This is a genomic window from Candidatus Accumulibacter sp. ACC003, from assembly GCF_907163085.1.
Taxonomy (GTDB): domain Bacteria; phylum Pseudomonadota; class Gammaproteobacteria; order Burkholderiales; family Rhodocyclaceae; genus Accumulibacter.
Map to the genome: position 1 here is coordinate 163164 of NZ_CAJQTX010000005.1, position 15777 is coordinate 178940.

Here is a 15777-nt window from a genome sequence, read left to right on the forward strand (position 1 = left end):
CAGGGGGAAGAACTAACTGCTTGATTGCCCGTGCGTTGCCTGAGAGGACAAATCCACCCTGCCTGGGCAAGCCGCGCGATTCTCTCCGACGACAGATTCACGTATAATGCCGCGGTTTAGTTCGTACCAACTTTCCATTACGTGCTAGGGATCAGCGCTATGAGCAATGAGAGCAAAGTGGACTGCGGCAGGCGGCGATTGGTCGTCGCGACCGCTGCTGTTGGCGGGGCGGGGGCGCTGGTAGCACTTGTACCCTTCCTCTCCAGCATGCTGCCGTCCGAGCGGGCCAAGGCAGCCGGCGCACCAGTCGAAGTCGATATCGGCAACCTCGAACTCGGGCAGATGATGACCGTCGAGTGGCGCGGCAAGCCGGTATGGATCATCAACCGCAACAAGCCAATGCTCGAGACGCTTCCCGAGCTCAACGACCAAATGGCCGACCCAAGTTCCGACAAGGACATGCAGCCGGAGTATTGCAAGAACGAGACGCGCTCGATAAAGCCCGAGTACATGGTCGTCGTCGGCATCTGTACCCACCTCGGCTGCTCGCCATCGGCGAAATTCAAGCATGGTCCCGCAGACGGCATGGCCGCCGACTGGCTCGGCGGCTTCTTGTGCCCGTGCCACGGTTCCCACTTCGACTTTGCCGGCCGCGTCTTCAAGAGCCAGCCGGCACCCACCAACCTTGAGGTGCCGCCGCACATGTATCTGTCGGACACGCGCATCCTCATCGGTGAACACAAGAAGGGGGCCTAAGCCATGGCGTCGAATACCAACTTCGAAAAATACAAATCCGACGGCTCCCTGCAGGGCAAGGCGCTCGAGTGGTTTGACGCCCGTTTCCCGGCGACGTCGATGTGGCGCGGCCACCTCTCCGAATACTACGCACCGAAGAACTTCAACTTCTGGTACTTCTTCGGTTCGCTGGCGATGCTGGTGCTGGTCATCCAGATCGTTACCGGCATCTTCCTGGTCATGCACTACAAACCCGACGCCAGCCTCAACGCCAGCGGCATTCCAATCGCCTTTGCCAGCGTCGAATACATCATGCGCGACGTGCCCTGGGGATGGTTGGTGCGCTACATGCACTCGACCGGCGCCTCGGCGTTCTTCGTGGTGGTCTACCTGCACATGTTCCGCGGCATCATCTACGGCTCGTATCGACAGCCGCGCGAGCTGATCTGGGTTTTCGGCACGCTGCTCTTCCTGTGCCTGATGGCCGAGGCATTCATGGGCTATCTGTTGCCGTGGGGACAGATGTCGTTCTGGGGTGCGCAGGTGATCGTCAACCTCTTCTCGGCGATTCCGCTGGTCGGCGAACCGCTCTCGATCTGGATTCGCGGTGACTTCGTCGTCGGCGACGCGACGCTCAACCGTTTCTTCTCGTTCCACGTCATCGCCGTGCCGCTGGTCCTGCTCGGTCTGGTCGCCGCGCACATCCTGGCGCTGCACGAAGTCGGCTCGAACAACCCGGACGGCGTCGAGATCAAGAAACGCAAGGACGCGCAAGGCATCCCGCTCGACGGCATCCCCTTCCACCCGTACTACTCGGTCAAGGACATCGTCGGCGTCGTCGTCTTCCTGATGGTCTTCTCGATCATCGTCTTCTTCGCTCCCGAAGGTGGCGGCTACTTCCTCGAGTACAACAACTTCATCCCGGCCGACCCGCTCAAGACGCCGCTGCATATTGCCCCGGTATGGTACTTCACGCCCTACTACTCGCTGCTGCGCGCCATGGTCTGGCCGCTGTTCGGCATCGACGCCAAGTTCTGGGGCGTCGTGGCGATGGGTGGTGGCGTCGTGATCCTGGCATTTCTGCCGTGGCTGGACCGCAGCCCGGTCAAGTCGATCCGCTATCGCGGGCCGATCTTCAAGACCCTGCTGACGATCTTCGTGATCTCGTTCTTCATCCTCGGCTTCCTTGGCACGAAAGCGCCATCCTACGCTTTCTTCGGCATCATCCCGGGCGCTCCGGTGGCTCAGCTTCTCAGCCTGTACTACTTCCTCTTCTTCCTGACCATGCCATGGTGGTCGAAGATCGACAAGTACAAGCCGGAACCCGACCGCGTGACGATGTAAAGGAAAGCACAAAATGAAAAGATTGCTCACTGCATTGCTCGTTGCACCGGCCATTGCCCTGGCCAGCGGCGCCGCTGTTCATCTTGACAAGGCTCCCGATGTGCAGAGCAACAATGCCGCGCTGCAAAGCGGCGCCAGGACCTTTGTCAACTACTGCATGAACTGCCACGGCTTGAGCTATGTCCGCTACAACCGTCTGACCCAGCTCGGTCTGACCGAGCAGCAGATCAAGGAAAACCTGTTGTTTACCGCCGACAAGGTCGGCGAACCGATGCGCATTGCCGCGCGGCCAGGCGAGCAAAAGGCCTGGTTTGGTGCAGCGCCTCCAGACCTGTCGCTGGTCGCGCGTTCGCGTGCCTCCGAAGACGGCAGCGGTGCCGACTGGCTGTACACCTATCTGCGCTCGTTCTACCGCGACGACAAGCGGCCGACTGGCTGGAACAACCTGATGTTCGAGAACGTCGGCATGCCGCACGTGCTGTGGCAGTTGCAGGGGATACAGGTCCTGGACGCCGATCATCACCTGGAGCTGGCAACTCCCGGTACCCAGACACCTGCCGAATTCGACAAGACCATAGCCAACCTGGTCGGCTTCATGGTCTGGGCTGCGGAGCCAGAAGCCGGCTTCCGCAAGCAGCTCGGCTTCGGTGTTCTGGCCTATCTCCTGGTTCTCTTCGGCTTCGCCTACAAGATGAAGAAGAACTACTGGAAAGACATCAAGTAACAACAGTCGCCGGGTTTCAGGCTACGGCATCGCCGGCGAGGGCGCGATACGCGCCCGCCGCCGTCGCGATGCCGATTCGTTTTTGAGGGTATTGATGATGATGAATCTTTATTCGGGAACCACCTGCCCGTTCAGCCACCGCTGCCGCATCGTGCTCTACGAAAAAGGCATGGATTTCCAGGTGATCGACGTCGATTTGTTCGCCAAACCCGACGACATCGCGATGATCAACCCCTACGGCCGCGTGCCGGTCCTCGTCGAACGGGACCTCATCCTGTACGAGCCGAACATCATCAACGAGTACATCGACGAGCGCTTCCCGCACCCGCAACTGATGCCGGCCGACCCGATCATGCGCGCACGCGCACGGCAGTTGCTGATCACCATGGAGCGCGAGGTCTTCGCCTACATCGAGCCGCTGGAGAAGAACGGCAAGACCGCCGACCGCGCCCGCCAGCAGATTCGCGACCGCCTTACGGAAATGGCGCCGGTGTTCGTCAAGCAGAAGCACATGCTCGGTGACGACTTCTCGATGCTCGACGTCGCCATCGCGCCCCTACTCTGGCGGATCGACCATTACGGTATCGAACTGTCGAGTGCCGCCGCGCCGTTGATGAAGTACGGCGAGCGGATTTTCAGCCGGCAAGGCTTCATCGACGCGCTGACGCCGTCCGAAAAAGCCATGCGCAAGTAAAGGGCACGGCGGGCGACGCCGGCACCGGCGTTGCCCGCCGCCACCACTCGATCACGTCTCACGGGAATGCCCTTGGATCTGCCGTCGACCAAACCCTACCTGATTCGCGCCATCCACCAATGGTGCACGGATAACAATTTCACACCCTACCTGGCCGTTTTGGTCGACGCCCGCACGCGCGTCCCGATGGAACATGTTCGCGATGGCCAGATCGTTCTCAACGTTGGCTACGAAGCGACCAGCCGTCTCGAGTTGGCAAACGACCTGATCAGCTTCCAGGCGCGTTTTGGCGGCGTCGCCCGCGACCTGCTGATCCCGATCGGCAACGTTTCGGCGATCTATGCTCGTGAGAACGGCTCCGGCATGGCTTTCGAGCCGGAAAGCGCCAGCGCCGCCGTTGCCAGCACCGACGCCACTGGCGACGACGGCGACGACCCGGTGCCACCAAGCACGCCGCCGGCTGGCCGGCCAAAGTTGCAGCGCATCAAATAGTGGCGATTGCCACAACGGTCGCGCATTCTTTGCGCAGCTTCCTGAGGCCTGACGCACGCGCTTGACGGCATCAGCTCGCAAACGGCAAGCAAGAGATACGGTGATGACTTTCATCATCGACCGTCAGACCCGGGAGAGCGGCGAACGTAACACCGTGCCTCCTCGCAATGACGGTGTGGGAGCGTAGCGCATGCGGTGTGTCGGCCATGGCGCCCGGTAACGCTCGCCGGGACGCTGGCCCGTGAAGCGTCGGCGCAAGCGCGTTGGCAGATGCCAATTTCAGCGACCACAACGCTTCGCTCTGGCATTGCTTTCAGGCTTGCAGACGGTCTCGTCAAGAATTTAGCGCTGCAGTCGGCCGCCAGCGTCGGCCAATCCTCAGCTCGCCGGCATCGTCAGCGGCAAGGCCGTGCGATCGACGACCCGCCGCAGGACAAAGCTCGAATGGACGCCGGTTACGCCGGGGATGCGGGTGAGGCGGTTGAGCAGCAGTTCCTGGTACGCGTCCATGTCCTTGACCACCACCTTGAGCTGGTAGTCGGCGTCCTGACCGGTGATCAGCAGGCATTCGAGCAGCTCGGGGATTTCGGCGATGGCGGCGTCGAAGCTGGTGAAGCGCTCGGGCGTGTGCCGATCCATCGAAATGTGGATCAGCGCCATCAGCGACAGACCGAGCTTCCTGGCGTCGAGCAGCGCCCGGTAGCCGCTGATCAGCCCCGACTCCTCGAGTGCGCGCACCCGCCGCAGGCACGGTGAAGGCGACAGGCCGATGCGCTCGGCGAGGTCCTGGTTGCTGATGCGGCCGTCTTGCTGAAGGACGCGCAGAATCTGCCAGTCGTAGCGATCGAGTTGCATGAAATCACCTCCGCTTACTATTTGCGCAATCTTACTGCGTATCACTCACACTGCGCGCAATTTCATTGCTCGATGATCGCTTTTTCAGGCGCACAACGCAAGCACCTGCCGGCCGCTTTTGCTTACCATGGCTGCATCAATTTCATCAAGAGAAGCCCGAGGAGCTGCCGCCATGTTGACCAACCCTGCCACCAAATACCGCTCGTTCCCGCCGGTCGAACTCACCGACCGCCAGTGGCCGAACCAGACGATCAGCAAGCCGCCGACGTGGATGAGTACCGACCTGCGCGACGGCAACCAGGCGCTCTTCGAACCGATGAACCTTGAGCGCAAGATGCGCATGTTCCGCACGCTCTGCGAGATCGGCTTCAAGGAGATCGAAGTGGCTTTTCCATCGGCGTCGCAGACCGATTTCGATTTCGTTCGCCAGCTCATCGACGGCCAACACATCCCCGACGACGTCAGCATCGAAGTCCTGACGCAGGCGCGCGAGCACCTGATCCGGCGGACGATGGAGTCGCTCAAGGGTGCGCGGCGTGCAATCGTGCATGTCTATAACGCCACCTCGAAACCATTCCGCGACAGCGTTTTCCACATGAGCCGCGGTGAAGTCGTCGACATGGCGGTCGCCGCGGTCAAGCTGATCAAGCAACTCGCCGCGGCCGCGCCGGAAACCGAATGGGTGCTCGAGTACAGCCCGGAGACCTTCACCGCGACCGAACTCGATTTTGCGCTCGAAGTGTGTGATGCGGTGACCGCCGCGTGGGGCGCGACGCCCGACAACAAGGTGATCCTCAACCTGCCGACAACCGTCGAGGTGGCGACGCCGAACGTCTATGCCGACCAGATCGAATGGATGCATCGCCACCTCGCACGGCGCGACAGCGTGATCATCAGCCTGCACCCGCACAACGACCGCGGCACCGCCGTCGCCGCCGCCGAGCTCGCCTTGATGGCCGGCGCCGAGCGCGTCGAGGGCTGCCTTTTCGGCAACGGCGAGCGTACCGGCAACGTCGACCTGGTGACGCTGGCGCTCAATCTCTACACCCAGGGCGTCGCGCCGGGACTCGACTTCTCGGACATCAATGCCGTCGCCCGAACTTTCGAGGATTGCAGCCAGTTGCCGATCCACCCGCGCCATCCCTACGTCGGCGACCTGGTGTTCACCGCTTTCTCGGGATCGCATCAGGACGCGATCAAGAAGGGCTTTGCCATCGACCGCAGCGATGGCTTCTGGAACGTCCCCTACCTGCCGATCGATCCGGCCGACGTCGGCCGCAGCTACGACTCGGTGATCCGGGTCAATAGCCAGTCGGGCAAGGGCGGCATCGCCTACTTGCTGGAGAGCGAATGCGGCGTCGTCATGCCGCGCCGCCTGCAGGTCGAATTTTCGAGCGTCGTCCAGCAACGCGTCGACACGCACGGCGGCGAGATGAGCGCCACCGCGATCTGGCAACTCTTCGCGGACACCTATCTCGAGACTTCGGCGCCGCTTCGCTACCACGAGCATCACCTCTTCGAGAACGGCGACGGCCAGGGAATTCGGCTCACCGTCGACATCGATGGCGTCGCGCAGCGGCTCAGCGGCGTCGGCAACGGTCCGATCGACGCGGCGGTGCATGCCTTTCAAAACGTAGGCATCAGCGTGCAGGTACGCAGTTACGAGGAGCGCGCCATGAGCCCCAGTGGCGAGGGCGGCAACGCCAGAGCTTGCGCCTTCATCGAGGTCGCCGCGGCCAGCGGCGGCGCCGGCGAGTTCTACGGAGCCGGCGTCGACGCCAACATCATTACCGCTTCGATCGAAGCGCTGGTCAATGGCATCAACCGCATGCTGGCGAGCGTGCCGGACGTGCGCCAGCAACACGCGGCTTAGCTGCCAAGCGGCAGAGTCGACGCATCGACTCTGCCGGCGTCGTTCATCCGGGAATCGCCGCGGCGGGCCGACGATTGACGAAGTCGTCGGCGGCAGGGATACTCCGCTTGCTTTGACCACCCGCCACCTGCGGCCGACACCAGGGGCGCCATTCACCGCCGCGCGTGACCGCATCGACCATCGTCGCGTGGCGCAGGACGGGTAGCTGCGCGCAGTCGCACCTTCGCCGCTGCCGCGCCCGCCGCCAATCGTTTGAGGACTTGCACCGACCATGCCAAAAAATCCCGACGCCTCTGCCGATTTCGTTGCTGCGATCGACCTCGGTTCGAACAGTTTTCACATGATCGTCGCGCGCCTGGCGAACGGTCAGGTGCAGCTGCTCGACCGCCTGCGCGAGATGGTGCAGCTGGCCGGCGGTCTCGACAGCCACAACCGGCTGTCGGAAAGTTCACAGCGACGCGCGCTCGAATGCCTGGCGCGTTTCGGCCAGAGACTGCGGCAGATCCCGCCGGAACAGCTGCGCATCGTCGGTACCAACACGCTCCGCCAGGCGCGCAACAGCGCCGATTTCGTCACCCGCGCCGAGCAAGTCCTCGGCCACAAGGTCGAGATCGTCGGTGGCCAGGAAGAAGCGCGACTGATCTACCTGGGCGTCGCGCACAGCGTCGCGGACGTTGCCGGACAACGGCTGGTCATCGACATTGGCGGCGGCAGCACCGAACTGATCATCGGCGAGAAGTTCGACCCGCTGCACCTGGCGAGCCTGCGCATGGGTTGCGTCAGCATGAGCCGCGCGTGTTTCGGCGACGGCCGGATCACCGCCGGACGGCTGCGCGAAGCCGAGCTGATGGTGCAGCTCAACCTGGAACCGGTACGCGAGGACTATCTGGCGCGCGGCTGGCAGGTGGTGACCGGCGCTTCTGGATCGATCAAGGCGATCCAGGACGTCGTCGTCAGCGAAGGCTGGAGCCGCGAAGGAATCAGCCTGGAGGCGCTGCGCCGGCTGCGCGCGGCGCTGCTCGATATCGGCGATACGGCGGCCATCGCCAGCCGCTGGCAACTCGACCCGGCGCGGGCACGCGTCTTCGTCGGTGGCTTCGTCGTCCTGCACGGGCTCTGCGAGGCACTGGCCATCGAGCAGCTGCAGGTCTCGGAAGGCGCGCTGCGCGAGGGCCTGATTTACGACCTGCTCGGCCGCATCCGTCACGAAGACGTTCGCGACCGGACCATCGCCGACGTCATCAGCCGCTTCAGCCTCGACGCGGCGCAGGCGGCGCGGGTTAACGCCACCGCACTGGCGCTGCTACGGCAGGTGCGCGGCAACTGGCAACTGCGTGGCAACGCGGCTGAAGTCCTCGGGCGCGCGGCGCACTTGCACGAGGTCGGCCTGCTGTTGACGCACGACCAGTATCACAAGCACGGCGCCTACGTCCTCGAGCACGCCGACCTGCCCGGCTACTCGCGTGACGACCAGCTGCTGCTGTCGGCGCTGGTCAGACGCCACCGCCGGGGCTTTCCGGCGACGGCCTTTGCGCAGCTGCCGAAGGAATGGCAACGATCGGCGCCACGTCTGTGCGTCCTCCTGCGCCTGGCGGTGGTATTGCACCGCGGTCGCAGCAGCGAGGCGCTGCCCGAGGTCGCGCTGCGCGTCGCCGGGCGACGACTGGAACTGCTTTTCCCGCCAACGTGGCTCGACGCGCATCCCCTGACGCGCGCCGACCTGCAGATTGAGGCCGGGCGACTGCGCAAGGCGGGTTTCGCATTGCGCCTGCGCAGCGCCGGCAAGCTGCCGGCGCCGGCGACGGCCAGCGCCAGCGCATGATGACGCGATGATCGCTCCGGCGCCTTACGGCGGCCGCGAACTGCCGCTGCTGGCGCCTTGCTGATGCGTTTCGCCGCCTGGCTGGTCGCGCTCTTGCTGCTGCCACTGCTGGCCATAGCGCTGCTTCTGGCGAGCACGCTGGAAGCAGCGCCGCTGGTCAGCCGCAGCGCCAGCATCTCGCCGACGTCGATCGCCGACGCGAAAAGCTTGCTGGCCAGCAACGATCCACGCCGGCTGCGTCGTGGCGAGCAACGAACGGCACTGATCCCGGCGGCACTGATCGACGAGGCGCTCAACCACCTGAGCAGCCGCGTCCTGCAAGGGCGCGGCGCCTTCGCGCTGGCCAAGGAAAGCGCCGAAGTTCGCCTCAGCGTCGCGGCACCGCGCCTACTTGCAGCGCCCTACCTCAACCTGTCGGTCCTTTTCAAGGTCGTCGACGGCCAGCCACGGATCGCCTCGGCGTCGCTCGGCGCGCTGCCGATCCCGCCCGGCGTGGCCGAATGGCTGATCGCTTTGGCGATCGAGTACAGCGGTCTTGGCGCCGACTGGCACCTCGCGCGGCAGGCGTTTCGCGGGCTGCAATTCGCGCCGGCCCGCGGCCTGGTCGCCGTCTCCTACGCCTGGGAACCCGGCTTGCTCGAGAGCGCCCGCTCGCGGGCGTTCACGCCGACCGAGATCGCCGATATCGAAGCCGCTCAGCGCGCCCTGGCGGCTCTGCTCGCCGACTATCCAGCGCGCGCGCGCGTGCCGCTGAGCAAGATTCTGGCGCCGCTGCTGAGCCGCGTCGGCAAGCGCACGCTGCAAGACGATCGCGCGGCACTGCTGGTCCTCGCCGCCTATCTGTCGGAAAAGCGTCTGAGCACGCTGCTACCGGCGGCGCGCCAATGGCCGCAAGCTCGCCCACTTGAACTGACGTTGCACGGCCACTACGACAAGGCCCAGCATTTCACGATTTCGGCGGCGCTGGCGGCGTGGGCTGGCGAGCCGGCGGCGAACGCGATCGGCATTTACAAGGAAATCGACGACTCGCGTGGCGGCAGTGGCTTTTCGTTTGCCGATCTCGCCGCCGACCGCGCCGGCACTCGCTTCGGCGAGCTCATTGCCGCCGACTCGCCACGCCTGCAAGCCGCGCGGCGATCATCGCTGGCCGACGCCGAACTCGCTCCTGCACTCGGCGGCCTGCCCGAAGACCTCTCGGAAGCCACCTTCCAACGCCGCTTCGGTGGTCCCGACAACGCCGCTTTTCAAGAGCTGAGCCGCGAGATCGACCACCGCCTGGCAGCGCTGCCGCTGTATCGCTGAGCGGCCGCCTGGCAGCGCCGCCGCCAGGAAATGCACGCTACGCTTCACTGTGAACGGCAGCGGCGCCCGGCGATGAGAAACCACGCGTAGGCCAGAAACTGCAGCGCCAATAAGATCTGAAAGGCCTGCCGGTGCGCCGCCGCCGCGTTCTGCCCCTGCGCGACCAGCACGTCGATCAGCACCCCGATGGCCCACTGCGCGGCAAAAGCGCCGCCGAAGACCATCAGGTTGAAGGCCGTGCTGGCGCGGCCCGACAAGGCCACCGGAAAACCCGCCGCAGTCTGCGAAAAGGCCAGCGGCCCAACGCTCGAAAAAGCCCCGTAGGCGGCCCACAGCAGGCGAGTTTGGGGGCAGGCTTCGCTGACGATCAACGCCAGGGTCAGCAAGGACAGACCGAGGCCGCCGGCCAGCAGGATTACCGGCGTGAATCCGCGACGCGCCAGACGCGTCGCCAGCACGCCGATCAGGACATAGCCGACGAGCATCGCGACGCTCATTCCGGCCAGGTGTTCGGCGGCGCTGGCGCGCGTATGGCCATTGACGTGCATCAGCCAGGAAACCGACCACAGCGTCTGGACGGCCAGGAAACCACCGGTCAGCGTCAGGCCGAGCGGCGCGTAGCGCCAGAAATGCGCGCTGCCGAAGACCTCCCTGACGCCGGCCCACTGCGCCGCCAGCGACTCCGGTTCACCGCTGGCGGCGCGTTCGGGAACGCTGACGAACAGCCAGATGGCGACGGCCAGGGTCATGCCGGCGAGCACCAGGAAGATTTCGCGCCAGCCGGTGTGCTGCAGAGCCGCTTCCAGCGGCACGCTGGCGGCCAGCGAGCCGAGCCCGCCCGAGCTCATGATCCAGCCGGTCAGCGACGCCTGCCGGTCGCGCGGGAACCACAGGGCAAAGGCCTTGAAGGCGGCCATCAGGCACGCCGAGACGCCGAGCCCGATCAGGCCACGGGCGAACGCCAGGTCGCCGATGCTGTTGCCCAGCGCGAAGGCCGTCGCACCGACGGCGGCGATCAGCAACAGCGCCGCTTCGACGCGGCGCGCGCCAAAGCGGTCGAGGACGATCCCGAGCGGCAGTTGCGCGGCGGCGAACGAGAGAAAGTAGGCGCTGGTCAGCAGCCCCAGGCTGCCGGCGCCGAGTGCCAGCTCGCTGCTCAGTACCGGCCCGATGACGGCATTCGCCGTGCGGTACAGATAGGACAGGAAGTAGCCGCCGGCGAAGGGCAGGAATAGTCTCAGCCAGAGCATGCGAGCATGGCTTGGGCAAGCGCCTGGCTTGGCTCAGTCCGGTCGCGAATGGAAGGGCGGGCGAGCTGGCGCCGAAGCACCGGCGTTGGCGCGCAACCACTGCAGGCGATCAGCGAGTTTTTTCTGCCAGCTCGAATTCAGGCCGGGTGCGGCCAGCAAACGCTGAAGCGCCGCTGGCTCGGGTCGGTGCGCCCGCCAGACTTGCCAGAGCTCGGCCAGCGACACCGCGGCTGGCGCTCGCTCGAGCATTTGCAGCGGCTCGCCGCTGCTGACCACGGCACCCTCGAGCACGCGGTAGTACCAGCCGGTCAGCCCCAGCTCGCCGATCGTTTTGGCAACGCCATCGGTGGCGTAGCGATGGTCGATCTTCCAGCACGGGCTACGCGGCTGACTGACCTGCAACCTGGCCTGGCCAAGGCCGAAGACGTCGCCGATACAAACGTTATTCTCGTCGAAGCCGCTCGCCGAGATGTTCTCGCCGATGCTGCCCGGCAGCAGTTGCGCGGCGATCGCCGGAAAGCGTTCGGCGAGGCGGCGATAGTTCTCGGGGGCGTACTGATGGAGTGCTTTGTCGACGCCACCGTGGACGCGACGGTCGGCCTGAACGTCGCCGGCCAGGCCCATCGGACCGAGCTCAACGCCAGCGGTGCACGGACTCTTCCAGATGCCGGTCGACTGACCGTGCTCGTCGATTCTCGTCAAGCCGCCGGCAAACAACAGGACCTCGCTCACGTCAGTCTCCAATCCGCAATCGTCAATCGCCCGACCACAGCCATGCGGCACCACGAACGCCCGACGAGTCGCCATGCATATTGCGCAACACGCGAGTGACGACAGTGTCGGAGAAGATCTCTGCGGTCCACAGCCGCGGCAGCGCATCATACAGCCGCTCGATGTTCGACAGGCCGCCACCGAGGACGACTACTCCGGGGTCGACGATATTGATCACCTGCGCGAGGGCCTTGGCCAGCCGCCGTTCGTAACGCGCCAGGGTCTGCTCACACACCGGGTCGCCGCTGCTGGCACGGGCACAAATCGCCTCGACGGCGAGCGCTTCGCCACCATGACGCAGGTGGTCGGCGCACAGTCCGGGACCCGACAACCAGGTCTCAACGCACCCGAAACGCCCACAGTAGCAGCGCGGCGGCGGCAGCTCCTCCTCGTCCAGCCGCGGCAATGGATTGTGGCCCCATTCACCGGCGATGTGATTGACCCCATTCAGGACCTGCCGGCGAACGACGAGACCACCGCCGACGCCGGTTCCGAGGATGACTCCGAAAACGACTTCAGCGTCCTTGCCGGCGCCATCGATGGCTTCCGACAGGGCAAAACAATTGGCATCGTTCGCCAGCCGCAGCTCGCGCTGCAACAGCACCTGCAGGTCGTCGCGCAGCGCTTCGCCGTTCAGGCACGTCGAGTTGGCGTTCTTGATCCGGCCGTCAGCCGCCGATTCGGCACCCGGCATGCCGACGCCGACAGTAGCGGTTCGACCGAGCTCGTTTTCGGCGGCCAAAACCAGTTCACAGATCGCCCCGAGCGTGCCGCGGTAGTCGCCCTGTGGCGTCGCCCGCCGACGGCGCAGCAAAACCTCGCTCGAATCGCCGAGTGCCAGCAATTCAATCTTTGTGCCGCCAAGGTCTATGCCGATCCGTAACATCTTGTATATCCGAGAATTTATAGTCCAGCGCCGCACCTAAAAGCGTCCCATTCGGCCAGCGTTGCCGGGCGCGCCACGGCCGACACGCGGCACGCGCCGACACCGTCATCGCGAGGAGGCAAAGCCGACGCGGCAATCCAGCGCCACGCGAGGCCATTTCCTTCAGTTTGCAGTCGACCGCCGAGGATCCTCAGGCGAGGCTGCCACCGATGTCTCGCGAAAAAGCTCGCATGCCAGAACGCAACTTATCATCAAACAGTCGCTTCACGGCCGCGAACGGCTTGTTGCTAGTGCCCCGACATTCAACGACCGTAAGAGTAGCAGGCGAGCCGACCGCCTCTGGCGAGTCAGGTAGCAGCTAGCAGCCATCAACGGACGTAGCGACTTCCCAGTGCCACGGCGGCAATCGCTGCATTGCTGACGTTGGCAGGCAAAACCTGAGCGGCGGCAATGGATCGGACGATATGACCGAACTCACCAGCTTCTGCGCGAACGGCAGGATCCAAACTGGCTCTCGACGCGAAACGCACGGGGTCGACGCACGCAGGTCTTTCTTCTGGCGTTGGCGATGCGACGGCCGCGGAGAAATCAGAGGGTGGCGCTGGATTGCCGCGTCGGCTTTGCCTCCTCGCAATGACGGCGTGGGTGGGTGGGTGCTTGGTGCCGCCTTGGTCGCGCGTCCGCACCTGGTCGATGAAGTGGCTGGTTTCGTGAGCGTCGACGAGACGACTTCTCAGGTCCTTGGCCGACGCGCTTGCCTGGTCATGCTTGCTGGCTTCGCCCACTCCATTCTTTCACGACCTATCTCGCTGAGCTTGCTTGCCAGCGATGGCCGGCGACAAAATCGACAGCGCTGGGCAGTGGCATGTCGCGCACTGACTAGCGCCGGCCGCACGCGTCAATCTGGTGAATAGACGAGTTCGACGCGACGCATCTTCTGCCGGCAGCGCGTCGTTTTGCAAACGCTTGGCGTTTTTTCGGCGCCGACGCTGTAACGATGAATCTGCACCGTTGGCACGCCGTACGAGCGGAGCAACTGGCGGACCGCCTGCACCCGCTTCTCGGCGATCGCGACGTTGTAGTTGCGACTCCCGAGGTCGTCGGTATAGCCGATCAAGGTCAGCGTTTTCCTGGGATTTTCCTTGAGATACGCGGCGTGTTGCTGCAGCTTCACCTTCTCAAGGCGACTGACCGTGACGGCACCGAGAGTGAAGTAGATGTTGTCCTCGGGCTTGTTGGCGGCAATCACTTTTTCCTCAAGCGCTGCCGCCGTCTCCTCCGGATTGGCAACGACCGCCGGGGTGGCAGGCGGCGGCGCCTCATCCGACGGCCAGCCCGCGCATCCCGACAGAGACAGAGCGGCAACAAGAAGGCAGCAAAAACGGCTAGGCGAGGTCAGCATGAAAAAGAGTCTCCCGGAAGAGCACGTGTCATCGGCACTCGCTGGCCAAGGTGTCACGCGAAAAGAAAAACGGCGGCAACGCCGTAGCGTGGGCGCCGCATGCCGAAACGGCACGCGCCTAGCGCGGCCGTTCGGGCATGAAGCCCAGTGCCAGTTGTTGATACAGCTCGGGACTGATGCGCGAACTGACCGCATTGGCGATCAGCGAAACGGCCATCAGGCTGATCACCATGCCGTGCCCATCGATCATTTCCATGACGATGATCGCCGCGGTGACCGGCGACTGCGTGACCGCCGCGAGGAAGCCGGCCATGCACAGGGCGGTAATCGGAATCGCGTTCAAGGCGTAGCCGAGAATCTCGCAGGTGCTGGCGCCCAGGGCGGCGCCGACGGCCAGCGCCGGCGCGAAAAGGCCGCCGGGAATTCCCGAGTAGTAGGTCGCCAGGGTCGCCACGTAGCGCGTGATGGGAGCGTGCCACGGCGCCGACAAGGCGTCGCCGGAGACCAGCGCCGCGGTCACCGTGTAGCCGCTGCCGAAAGACAGGCCGCCGCCGAGCCAGCCGACCACCGCCACCACCACGCCGCAGCAACCGGCAAAACGGATCGGATACGCGGTTCGCCAGCGCCAAACGATGAAGTTCGGGTGCTTCTGCGGCCACAGTAAGAGGCGGCTGAAGATCCCGCCGAACGTTCCGCAAAGCATGCCATAGACCAGCACCGGGATCGCCAGCTCGCTGAATTGTGAGACCTTCATGCGCCCAAAGTGGGTGTCGTTGCCCTGCACGGCGATGGCCACCAGACCCGACAGGATGATCGTGCTGACGAGAATTCCGGTCGTCTTGGCTTCCAGGCGTTTGCCCAATTCCTCGACCGCGAAGACGATGCCGGCCAGCGGCGTATTGAACGCCGCGGCGATCCCCGCCGCGCCGCCGGCAAGCAGCAGGTCGGCCGGCGCGATGGCGCGCGAGTGCGGCAGGAGACGATGGGCAAAGTGCACAATAGACGCCGCGACCTGCGCCGACGGGCCTTCGCGTCCGGCCGAAAAGCCGCCCAGCAGCGCGAAACAGCCGACGCCGACCTTGCCGATGGCGATGCGCATCGAAACCAGGTGGCCGACCGGCTCGCCGCGTGCAGCCAGACGAGTCGCGGCGATGACCTGCGGGATGCCGCTGCCCTGCGAGCCCGGGAAAAAGCGCCGGGTAGTCCATACCGCAATCATGCCGACCAGCGGTGCCAGGACGAAGGGCACCCAGGGGAAGGGCAGCCAGGGGTGGGTATTGGCGAGTTGGAAGAAAGTCGACAGCGCGAGGTCGGCGAGCCGGGTAAAAGCGACGACGGCCAGGCCGGCGGCAGCGGCCGCCCCCCATAGGGTCAAACGGGTACGCCATCTGAAGGCGCTGAGGCGGCCGCGGAAGAGATTCATTCGGTTCCTGTCTGTTTCGTTGACGCCCGCCACGCCGTGCGTGCGTCGATGTGCACCGACGTGCCGTACTCGCGACGGCAGCGGACCGCGGTGACTCGCGCGCAGTCTCGGCAGAGTCCGCCATTGTCCGCAGTCTAACGAATAAGGATAGATCGTGCGAAGCCACGATCTGATCCGTTTGTTGGACGAGCCCGGGCCGGAGCG

The 15777-nt window shown here is 64.7% G+C and carries 15 protein-coding genes; 8 read left to right on the top strand and 7 right to left on the bottom strand.

Annotation, left to right across the window (positions count from 1 at the left end):
* Nucleotides 1-159 precede the first annotated feature (159 nt).
* From petA to QZ656_RS10625, 5 genes are all read left to right on the top strand, one after another.
* A complete protein-coding gene (gene petA, locus QZ656_RS10605) occupies nucleotides 160-756 on the top strand; it encodes a ubiquinol-cytochrome c reductase iron-sulfur subunit (RefSeq protein ID WP_291993359.1) in 597 nt (198 codons plus the stop codon).
* Nucleotides 757-855: 99 nt separating this feature from the next.
* Nucleotides 856-2079 carry a cytochrome b N-terminal domain-containing protein gene (locus tag QZ656_RS10610; protein WP_291993828.1) on the top strand — a complete coding sequence of 408 codons (1224 nt, stop codon included), beginning with the start codon at nucleotides 856-858 and terminating at the stop codon, nucleotides 2077-2079.
* 13 nt (nucleotides 2080-2092) lie between these two features.
* Nucleotides 2093-2803: a cytochrome c1 gene (locus tag QZ656_RS10615; RefSeq protein WP_291993360.1), complete on the top strand. Its 711-nt coding sequence runs from the start codon at nucleotides 2093-2095 to the stop codon at nucleotides 2801-2803.
* A 97-nt stretch (nucleotides 2804-2900) separates the two neighbouring features.
* Nucleotides 2901-3497, top strand: a complete 597-nt coding sequence (locus tag QZ656_RS10620) for a glutathione S-transferase N-terminal domain-containing protein (protein WP_291993829.1) — start codon at nucleotides 2901-2903, stop codon at nucleotides 3495-3497.
* A 72-nt stretch (nucleotides 3498-3569) separates the two neighbouring features.
* Nucleotides 3570-3989, top strand: coding sequence for a ClpXP protease specificity-enhancing factor (locus QZ656_RS10625; RefSeq protein ID WP_291993361.1), 420 nt, complete (start codon nucleotides 3570-3572; stop codon nucleotides 3987-3989).
* A gap of 378 nt (nucleotides 3990-4367) precedes the next feature.
* On the opposite strand, the gene QZ656_RS10630 is transcribed toward QZ656_RS10625, so the two are convergent.
* Nucleotides 4368-4844, bottom strand: a complete 477-nt coding sequence (locus QZ656_RS10630; protein ID WP_291993362.1) for an Lrp/AsnC family transcriptional regulator — start codon at nucleotides 4842-4844, stop codon at nucleotides 4368-4370.
* Between the two features lie 172 nt (nucleotides 4845-5016).
* Between QZ656_RS10630 and leuA the strand changes: the two genes are divergently transcribed.
* The 3 genes from leuA to QZ656_RS10645 all read left to right on the top strand — a co-directional run bounded on the left by leuA (nucleotide 5017) and on the right by QZ656_RS10645 (nucleotide 9841).
* On the top strand, nucleotides 5017-6717 hold the full coding sequence (gene leuA / locus QZ656_RS10635; RefSeq protein ID WP_291993363.1) for a 2-isopropylmalate synthase: 1701 nt from the start codon (nucleotides 5017-5019) through the stop codon (nucleotides 6715-6717).
* Nucleotides 6718-6988: 271 nt separating this feature from the next.
* Nucleotides 6989-8539 (top strand): exopolyphosphatase, encoded by a 1551-nt coding sequence (locus QZ656_RS10640; protein ID WP_291993364.1) that lies wholly within the window; start codon nucleotides 6989-6991, stop codon nucleotides 8537-8539.
* Nucleotides 8540-8602: 63 nt separating this feature from the next.
* Complete coding sequence (locus QZ656_RS10645; RefSeq protein WP_291993365.1) at nucleotides 8603-9841, top strand: hypothetical protein; 1239 nt, start codon at nucleotides 8603-8605, stop codon at nucleotides 9839-9841.
* A 44-nt stretch (nucleotides 9842-9885) separates the two neighbouring features.
* On the opposite strand, the gene QZ656_RS10650 is transcribed toward QZ656_RS10645, so the two are convergent.
* The 6 genes from QZ656_RS10650 to QZ656_RS10675 form a co-directional block, all read right to left on the bottom strand.
* Complete coding sequence (locus QZ656_RS10650) at nucleotides 9886-11091, bottom strand: MFS transporter (protein ID WP_291993366.1); 1206 nt, start codon at nucleotides 11089-11091, stop codon at nucleotides 9886-9888.
* Between the two features lie 33 nt (nucleotides 11092-11124).
* Nucleotides 11125-11823 (bottom strand): MOSC domain-containing protein, encoded by a 699-nt coding sequence (locus tag QZ656_RS10655; RefSeq protein WP_291993367.1) that lies wholly within the window; start codon nucleotides 11821-11823, stop codon nucleotides 11125-11127.
* Nucleotides 11824-11845: 22 nt separating this feature from the next.
* Nucleotides 11846-12748 carry an ROK family protein gene (locus tag QZ656_RS10660; RefSeq protein WP_291993368.1) on the bottom strand — a complete coding sequence of 301 codons (903 nt, stop codon included), beginning with the start codon at nucleotides 12746-12748 and terminating at the stop codon, nucleotides 11846-11848.
* Between the two features lie 368 nt (nucleotides 12749-13116).
* A complete protein-coding gene (locus QZ656_RS10665) occupies nucleotides 13117-13533 on the bottom strand; it encodes a hypothetical protein (RefSeq protein ID WP_291993369.1) in 417 nt (138 codons plus the stop codon).
* 113 nt (nucleotides 13534-13646) lie between these two features.
* Nucleotides 13647-14150: an OmpA family protein gene (locus QZ656_RS10670; protein WP_291993370.1), complete on the bottom strand. Its 504-nt coding sequence runs from the start codon at nucleotides 14148-14150 to the stop codon at nucleotides 13647-13649.
* Nucleotides 14151-14268: 118 nt separating this feature from the next.
* Nucleotides 14269-15573 carry a chloride channel protein gene (locus QZ656_RS10675; protein WP_291993371.1) on the bottom strand — a complete coding sequence of 435 codons (1305 nt, stop codon included), beginning with the start codon at nucleotides 15571-15573 and terminating at the stop codon, nucleotides 14269-14271.
* Nucleotides 15574-15777: the final 204 nt, after the last annotated feature.

Bases quoted from the DNA above. Each gene is read 5' to 3' on its own strand.
- petA (WP_291993359.1), top strand. From the start codon at position 160: ATGAGCAATGAGAGCAAAGTGGACTGCGGCAGGCGGCGATTGGTCGTC.
- QZ656_RS10610 (WP_291993828.1), top strand. From the start codon at position 856: ATGTGGCGCGGCCACCTCTCCGAATACTACGCACCGAAGAACTTCAAC.
- QZ656_RS10615 (WP_291993360.1), top strand. From the start codon at position 2,093: ATGAAAAGATTGCTCACTGCATTGCTCGTTGCACCGGCCATTGCCCTG.
- QZ656_RS10620 (WP_291993829.1), top strand. From the start codon at position 2,901: ATGATGAATCTTTATTCGGGAACCACCTGCCCGTTCAGCCACCGCTGC.
- QZ656_RS10630 (WP_291993362.1), bottom strand. From the start codon at position 4,844: ATGCAACTCGATCGCTACGACTGGCAGATTCTGCGCGTCCTTCAGCAA.
- leuA (WP_291993363.1), top strand. From the start codon at position 5,017: ATGTTGACCAACCCTGCCACCAAATACCGCTCGTTCCCGCCGGTCGAA.
- QZ656_RS10640 (WP_291993364.1), top strand. From the start codon at position 6,989: ATGCCAAAAAATCCCGACGCCTCTGCCGATTTCGTTGCTGCGATCGAC.
- QZ656_RS10645 (WP_291993365.1), top strand. From the start codon at position 8,603: ATGCGTTTCGCCGCCTGGCTGGTCGCGCTCTTGCTGCTGCCACTGCTG.
- QZ656_RS10650 (WP_291993366.1), bottom strand. From the start codon at position 11,091: ATGCTCTGGCTGAGACTATTCCTGCCCTTCGCCGGCGGCTACTTCCTG.
- QZ656_RS10660 (WP_291993368.1), bottom strand. From the start codon at position 12,748: ATGTTACGGATCGGCATAGACCTTGGCGGCACAAAGATTGAATTGCTG.
- QZ656_RS10670 (WP_291993370.1), bottom strand. From the start codon at position 14,150: ATGCTGACCTCGCCTAGCCGTTTTTGCTGCCTTCTTGTTGCCGCTCTG.
- QZ656_RS10675 (WP_291993371.1), bottom strand. From the start codon at position 15,573: ATGAATCTCTTCCGCGGCCGCCTCAGCGCCTTCAGATGGCGTACCCGT.